Annotated in this window: 8 protein-coding genes and 1 pseudogene; all 9 read left to right on the top strand. The window is 27.5% G+C overall.

The genetic code is table 11. From position 1 onward, the window contains the following. Positions 1 to 295: 295 nt before the first annotated feature. Positions 296 to 676: a cell division protein SepF gene (locus HMPREF1871_RS04975; protein WP_066130718.1), complete on the top strand. Its 381-nt coding sequence runs from the start codon at positions 296 to 298 to the stop codon at positions 674 to 676. 1 nt (position 677) lies between these two features. Beyond that, positions 678 to 962, top strand: a complete 285-nt coding sequence (locus tag HMPREF1871_RS04970; RefSeq protein ID WP_232297378.1) for a YggT family protein — start codon at positions 678 to 680, stop codon at positions 960 to 962. After that, positions 963 to 1,727 (top strand): YlmH/Sll1252 family protein, encoded by a 765-nt coding sequence (locus tag HMPREF1871_RS04965; RefSeq protein WP_066130714.1) that lies wholly within the window; start codon positions 963 to 965, stop codon positions 1,725 to 1,727. Positions 1,728 to 1,816: 89 nt separating this feature from the next. Continuing rightward, the gene (locus HMPREF1871_RS04960; protein ID WP_066130712.1) at positions 1,817 to 2,065 is read left to right on the top strand and encodes a type II toxin-antitoxin system Phd/YefM family antitoxin; all 249 of its coding nucleotides are present in this window, start codon (positions 1,817 to 1,819) and stop codon (positions 2,063 to 2,065) included. After that, on the top strand, positions 2,059 to 2,328 hold the full coding sequence (locus HMPREF1871_RS04955) for a Txe/YoeB family addiction module toxin (RefSeq protein WP_198145779.1): 270 nt from the start codon (positions 2,059 to 2,061) through the stop codon (positions 2,326 to 2,328). The genes HMPREF1871_RS04960 and HMPREF1871_RS04955 overlap by 7 nt, the downstream gene beginning before the upstream one ends. Before the next feature lie 163 nt (positions 2,329 to 2,491). Then, on the top strand, positions 2,492 to 2,767 hold the full coding sequence (locus tag HMPREF1871_RS04950; protein ID WP_066130710.1) for a type II toxin-antitoxin system HicB family antitoxin: 276 nt from the start codon (positions 2,492 to 2,494) through the stop codon (positions 2,765 to 2,767). Continuing rightward, positions 2,748 to 3,032, top strand: coding sequence for a type II toxin-antitoxin system RelE family toxin (locus HMPREF1871_RS04945; RefSeq protein WP_066130708.1), 285 nt, complete (start codon positions 2,748 to 2,750; stop codon positions 3,030 to 3,032). Before HMPREF1871_RS04950 ends, HMPREF1871_RS04945 begins: the two co-directional genes overlap by 20 nt. Next, positions 3,011 to 3,220: a zinc ribbon domain-containing protein gene (locus HMPREF1871_RS06100; protein ID WP_198145780.1), complete on the top strand. Its 210-nt coding sequence runs from the start codon at positions 3,011 to 3,013 to the stop codon at positions 3,218 to 3,220. Before HMPREF1871_RS04945 ends, HMPREF1871_RS06100 begins: the two co-directional genes overlap by 22 nt. A gap of 389 nt (positions 3,221 to 3,609) precedes the next feature. Continuing rightward, positions 3,610 to 6,930: pseudogene (locus tag HMPREF1871_RS04940) on the top strand (GA module-containing protein); the annotation flags it as partial.

The following is a 6,930-nucleotide window of genomic DNA, read 5'->3' as shown; positions in this document are numbered from 1 at the left end:
TTTGTCCAGTAAAGAGGGTACATATCAAAAAAAGAGCCAGTTTTTTTATTTATAAAGAAAATGTTTAAATAGCTAATACGTCTCTTTTCATTTATGATACAATAATCAAAAAAAAGCTATTTGACAAAACGGAGAAAATCAATGAGCAAAATAGAAGAACTTATCAAAAATGAAAAAGTAGAGTGGAAAAAGCTTTTGCATTTCAGTGCAGAAAAATAAGAGATATATAATTATTTATGTATTTTAGCATAGATTATGATATAATAAATTGATATATAAATTTTGAGGTAAAAAAATGAGTCTATTAAAAAAATTTAATAATATGTTTGAATCTGAAGAAGATATTGAAGAAATAGAAGAAAATAAAGAGGAATATAGCGAAGTGAAAAAAGAACCAGTTGGAGTGAAAAAAATACCTAATAAAAGTGATGTCATATTATTAGAACCATTAGTTTTTGAAGATAGTAAAGATATTGTAGATGACATAAAAGGGAAAAAAGTAGTAATTTTAAACCTAACAAAATTAGATTTAGAAACAAGTGACAGACTTCTTGATTTTATTTCCGGAGGAATTTATGCACTTGATGCACAATTAAAAACAATCGGAGAGGACATTTATCTTTGTGTGCCAAACGGAGTGAATGTTTCAGGAGAATTTTCAGAAGGAGAATATTAATTTGGACGTACATTTTTATATTTGGTTATATAGAGTAATAAGTTACATTTTTAGATTTTACGAAGGAGCCTTGCTAGTTTATATTTTTTCAAGCTGGTTTCCTATTTCAAGAGAAAATTTTATAATGAAATTCTTGATAGATATTTGTGAACCCTATTTAAAATTATTTAGAAAAATTATTCCGCCAGTAGCAATGATAGATTTCTCGCCAATATTAGCTTTTATGGCTTTAGGATTTATAGAAAGAATCGTCTATGCTATAGTTTTCAAGGTGGCACCATTTTAGATGAAATTAAAATTGCCCCTTTTAGCTAATAATGAACAAATTTTAGCAAAAGAATTACTAAAAAAAATAGACCTATCAGCAAATAAAAATCAAGTAACTCACTTTCTCACTCCAGTAGAACAAAAGCTTTTACAAAAAATAGTAGCTTATAATTACAAAGCGGTTTCCTTAGAATTTTTTGGAGGTTACGAGGGAAGTGAGAGAGCAAAAGCAAAAATAATAAAATTTCTAAACTATGATATTTCTTACGAAGTGTCTTGCCTAAGTGCTAAATTTAATACAAAGTTTAATAATCTTACTCACAGAGATGTTGTAGGAAGTGTTCATTCTTTAGGAATAAATTTTGATAGAATTGGAGATATAATTATCCAAGATGAAAATATAATGATTTTCGCTGATAACTCTCTAAAAGATTACCTGATTGCTAATTTATCGAGAATAAAAAAAGCAAATGTTTCCTTTTTATTAAAAGACTTTAACGATATAGAAATAAGAAGAAATTATGAAACATTTTTTATAACGGCCCTATCCTTAAGAGCAGATATAATAATTTCAAAAATAACAAACAAAAGCCGAAGTAAAACAAGTGCCATGTTTGAAAGTGAATATATAAAAATAAACCATTTTATAATAAAAAGTCATAATTTTAGGTGCAAAGAAGAAGATTTATTATCAATTAGGAAATATGGCAGATTTATTTTAAAAAATATAACTCAAAACAAAAAAAATAATAAATATAGATTAGAAATAAATAAAATAATCTAATAAAAGTAGAATAGTTCCTATGTTAAATGTGAGAGTACTTGACAACTATAATACGTACGCTATAATGTACGTATAAGGAGGTGTAATTAATGCTTAATACTAATGTTACAAATTTTAGGAAAAATATTTTTGGTATTTTAGAGCAGGCGATAAAATATAATGAGCCAGTAAATATCAGCACTAAAGAAGGAAATGCAGTTATTTTAAGCGAGGAAGAATATAATGACATGATAGAAACTTTATATTTATCTTCTTTTCCGGCAACAAAAGAAAAAATCATAGAAGGATTGAATACATCTCTTGATGATTGTATCGAGGAATCTGAGGTAAAATGGTAGTGTATAAAATTGTCTATACAAAAAAATCTGTAAAGGATATTGAAAAATTAAAGTCTGTTAGATTAGATAAAAAAACAAAAGCACTTATAGACCTTGTCAGAAAAAATCCATTTCAAAATCCTCCATCTTATGAAAAATTACAGGGAGATTTAAGATGTGCATATTCAAGAAGAATTAATATTAAACATAGATTAGTATATGAAGTTTTAGAAGAAGAGAAAACTGTAAAAATTTTAAGTATGTGGACACATTATGAATTTTAACGCTAAATAAACGAAAAGAGAATAAATATTAAATCTTTAATAAAAAAAGAGTTAGAAAAATAATAAATATAGACTAGAAATAAATAAAATAATTTAATAAAAATTAACATTTGACATAGTGTGTATAATGTGTATAATAGAGTTATAAAGGAGATGATACTATATGAGTATGATTAGAAAAAATATAACTTTACCAGTAACAACTTATGAAAAAATAAATGACTATGCAAAAAAAAGTGGTATGTCCTTTTCAGAATTTTTAAGAGATACAGCATTAAAAGCAATAATTCAAAAAGAAAACCTAAGTTTACTAGAATATATTAATTCAACTTGTTCTTATATGGACAAAGAAGAACAAAAAGAAATCGAATTAATGAATATTGATTATAATAATATGAGTGGAAAGGAAATTACTTTAGATGAACTTTTACAAGGTTAAATATTCAAAATCAGCAGAAAAGTTTATCAAAAAAAGAAAATCAATAGGAATAAGATTTTATAAAGCATTTATAGAAATAGCAGAAAATAAACAAAATATAAAAACTTATGATATAAAAAAATTCTATTCAAAATATTATGATGATATATTCAGAATGAGAATAGGGGATTATAGAGCCATTTTCCGTGTTGTAGACGATGAATTATTAGTATATGTATTTGACATAGGTTCAAGAGGAGATATATACAAGAAAGTAAGATTATAAACAACACACTCTTTTCGGAGCTTGGGAAAAAAAGCAGCCAAATTTGTAGTAAATGTGGTAACAAGAAACAAATGAAACTAAACGAAAGAATATACATTTGTGAATGTGGAAATAATATAGATAGAGATATAAATACAGCAATAAATATAAAAAACGAAGGACTTAGTAGACTATTAGAAGTAGTGTAAACAGATACTATATAGGGTAGGAACTACCCGAATATAAGCTTGTGGACTTTGTGTAAGACGTTTTGATTTTTAGAAATAAAATGATAAATAAAGTAAAAGGTTGAAGCATGTAATTCATACCTTTCTTATCAATGATAAGAAAGGTTTTTTTTATGCGAAAATGGGATAATATTTTTATCTAGCCAGTAGCAAAAAAGGAGAAAATAGCTTGAAAATAAATATAATCAAAGTATAAAAATAGTTTTATAATTTGTTTGATAAAAAAATATTTGAAAAAATATTGTTTTTTTACCTTAAAAATGCTAATATTTAATTAGATTATGAGAAATTTTTTTTAAGTTAAAATTTTGATAATAACTATCATTCTAACGAAAAAAAGGGAGGAAAATATGAAATATAACAAGATATTGGCAGTAGGAGTAACGGGAGCTTTACTTTTTAGTATAACTGGGAGTGTAAAACCTCTTAATATCGCAAACGCTACCGAAACGCCCCAAACAAACACTACAAACACTTTGGACGTTAAAAATCTGCAAGACGGAATTTATAGTATAGATGTAGATATTATGCATGCCTCAAATAAAAAGCAGAAAAGTATGATGGACGGGACAGTAGAGAAAGACCAAACTCGCCTTATAGTAGAAAACGGTCAGTATAAAGTAAGACTTACGTTTCATTCATTAAAAAAAGAATTTAACGGAAGTCAACTTACGGGTTGGTTAGGAAAATTAGGCTATCCACTAGAAAATGGAGAATTTGCACCGTCGACAGTACTATCAAGATATACAAAAAATATTACAAATGAAAAAGATTATCCTAGAGTTTTAGAATATCCAATAGATAAAAATGAAATACAAGATAATAAATTAGAAACAAAGGTCCAAGTCTATGTTCAAGTAATGGAAAACATACATAAAGGCTCAGGAACTCAAGTAGCTAAACCAACTTTTGACTTTTCTAAAATAAAAGTTATAGATAAGTCTAGTGACGCTTTAACAAAAGATTTGCTAGAGTTAAAAGAAAATTTCAAAAAAGAAGTTAAGGGGCTATCTAACATAACAAAAGAAGAAGTTGATAGTTTAGCAAATGAAGTAACTAGCATAAATAGTAGAGAAAATCTAGCAAAATTAGTAGCTAAAGCTTATAAATTAGACAATATAAGTGAATTTATAGCTGACAATGCTCCTGACCTGAAAAAAGAAGAAAAAGAAAAATATAAAAAAGACTATATAGACGCTCAGACAGAAGAAAAAGAACAAGAGGTTATAAATAATATAAAAGCCTCAGAAGAAAAAAATTCTAAAGATATAGAAACAGTAAAACAAGTAGCAAAAGAAAAGATACAATCTCTACAAAATCTAGAGCAAAAAGAAAGAGAAAATTATATTTCAAAAATAACTGCTGAAACTGAAATTAGTAAAATACACGAAATAGAAAAAGAAGCTATCCAAAAAGATAGTGAAAATAAAAAAGCAAGTGCTAAAGAAAATTTACAAAAAGAAAGAGAAAAAGCAATAGCTGAATTAGAAAAACTAGACAATTTAACAAATGTGCAAAAAGAAAGCTTAAAAGCAAAAATAACAAATGCAAGTGATAATAGTGAACTAGAAAAAATAACACAAGAAGCAAAAGAACTAGACGAAAAAAATAAAAATCCTCAAAATAAAAAATTAGTAGAATTAAAAGAAAAAGGAATTAAAGAAATAAAAGAACAAACTCATTTAACAGAAGAAGAGCAAACTAAATATATAGAAAGAATAAATTCTGCTAATAGTGAGGACGAATTAAGTAATATATCTATAGAAGCTACAGATTTAAATGAAAAAAGAATGAGCTTAGACGAGTATAAAGAGCTAAGAATAAAAGAAATAAAAGAGTATGATAAAAACAACAATCTCTACTCATTAAGTGAAAAACAAATAGGGTACTGGATAGGGAAAGTAGAAGAAAAAGATAACAAAAATGATGTTGACAATATGGAGATTCACGCTAGAATGTCTGGACAAGGACGTCTTTCTAGTATGGATGCTATAAAAAGCTTTAAATACTTATCAGAAGAGAGAAAAGGATATTACTATAATTTGATAGACAATGTTTTTTATATGTCTACTGGAGATGAATATAGTAATATAAAAGAAAAAGCAAGAGCAGAAAATGAACAAGGGAAAATATCTGACTATAAAGCTGATTATAAAAATTTGCGAGATGGAATTTATAGTATAGATGTAAGAATAGAAGATAAATTAACAGATAGTCCGAGCAATAACCTTTCACTTGCTGATGGCATGATTGATAAAGATAAAACTCGTTTAATAGTAAAAGACGGTCAGTATAAAGTCGAGCTTAATCCAATACTTTCTACAAATCGTTTGAAACTTATTTTTCATATTTGGAACTTAGAATATGTAGATTATGACGGAGCTAAAAAAGACGGAGTAGCAAAAATAACTTCATGGTACGATAATAATCTATCAGGATATAAACTTAAAGGAGAAGCTAGTGACGGAGAAAGATATTTAAAAAATTACGCAGATAGAAAAGCTTTCCCTAAAACTATAGAATATCCTGTAGATAAAAGCAAAATTGATAGTAAAAATGAACTCCTTACAAATGTAATTATTGATTGTGGACTATTTGATCCATTTGACATGGGAGATACTACAAATAGTGCAGAACCTGTACTAAGATTTGCCACATTAAGACCTATAGAGCTGGATTACTCAAAAGAAAAAGCTACAGCAAAAGAACAAATAAAAAGCTTGAACTTTTTAGAAGATAAAGAACAAAAAGACTTTAATAGTGAAATAGACAAAGCAAAAGATGACAAAGAAATAAATAATATACTAGAACAAGCAAAAGCGAAAAATACAGCTAATAAAGAACTAAAAGACGCAAAAACAACTGCTCTAGCAGAATTAGAAAAACTTGCTAACTTAACTAAGGAACAAAAAAAAGCAGCAAAAGAAGAAATAGACAAAGCAAAAAATATAGCAGAAGTTAATGAAGCAAAAGCAAAAGCAAAAGAAAAAGATACAGAAGCAATAACTAACGCAAAAAACGCAGCAAAAGCAGAAATAGATAAACTTGCTAACTTAACTAAGGAACAAAAAAAAGCAGCAAAAGAAGAAATAGACAAAGCAAAAAATATAGCAGAAGTTAATGAAGCAAAAGCAGAAGCAAAAGAAAAAGATACAGAAGCATTAACTAACGCAAAAACAGCTGCATTAGCAGAATTAGACAAACTTGACCAGCTAACAAACGAAGAAAAAGAAAGCTTTAAAGCAGAAATAAACAAAGCGACAGAAAAAGCAAAAGTAAGCGAAGCTCTAGACCAAGCAAAAGCGAAAAATACAGCTAACAAAGAATTAAAAGAAGCGAAAGAAAAAGCAGTAAAAGAAGTCACAGAATTAAAAAATCTAACAGAAGCAGAAAAAACTAAAGCTGCATTAGAAATAAACAAAGCAAATAGTGTGGCAGAAGTAAATACAGCGTTAGAAAAAGCAAAAGAATTAGATAAAAAACATGGAGCAGAAAATCCAAACATTAATCCAACTCCTACACCTAATCCAACACCAACACCAACACCTACACCAGAGGTAAAAGCAGGCTGGCAAAAAGATGAAATAGGCTGGTGGTATTTAAGAGCAAATGGAAGTTTTGCAAAAGCAGAATGGGAACCTGTAAATGGAACATGGTATCACTTTGACGAA

Source organism: Gemelliphila asaccharolytica (assembly GCF_001553005.1).
Classification (GTDB): Bacteria; Bacillota; Bacilli; order Staphylococcales; family Gemellaceae; genus Gemelliphila; species Gemelliphila asaccharolytica.
The sequence above is the reverse complement of the archived record's forward strand: the minus strand, read 5'-3'. Positions and strand labels throughout refer to the sequence as shown.